Annotated in this window: 1 protein-coding gene; it reads left to right on the forward strand. The window is 72.0% G+C overall.

Annotated elements, in window-relative coordinates; genetic code table 11:
- Positions 1–381 (forward strand): putative metalloprotease CJM1_0395 family protein (locus J0A65_RS26065; RefSeq protein ID WP_269814714.1); only part of this gene is annotated, 381 nt, incomplete at its 5' end.
- Between the last annotated feature and the right edge of the window lie 30 nt (positions 382–411).

The following is a 411-nucleotide window of genomic DNA, read 5'->3' on the forward strand; positions in this document are numbered from 1 at the left end:
GACGGCCAGCGCTATGCCGTCTCCGGCGAGGTCGGCATCGACACGGCCGCTGTCCCCAATGACCCCGAAGCCACCTTGCGCAAGATGGAAGTCGTGTTGCGTGCCGCCCTCGCGCCCGCCGAGCCCTCCGCACAGGATCTGCGCGTGGCCGCCCAGGCCCAGGCCAAGGCGGCGCAGGCGCGGGTGGAGCTGGCCGAGCTGCGCCGCGACGAAGCCGCCAGCGCCAGCGAGGAGAGCAAAGGGCGCGACGACGAACGGCAAGCCCGGGAGGCGTCTGACGAGCAGGGCCAGCAGGCCGTGCCGCCCGCACCTGACCTTGACCTGTACCGGCGCCTGGGCGAGTTGCCGTCGTCGGAGCCCGGCATCGATCTGGTCGCGTGACGGGTCGATTGGCAGCGCTTGACAAGGGGT

The sequence above is a fragment of the Bowmanella yangjiangensis genome, assembly GCF_017255015.1.
Taxonomy (GTDB): domain Bacteria; phylum Pseudomonadota; class Gammaproteobacteria; order Enterobacterales; family Alteromonadaceae; genus Bowmanella; species Bowmanella yangjiangensis.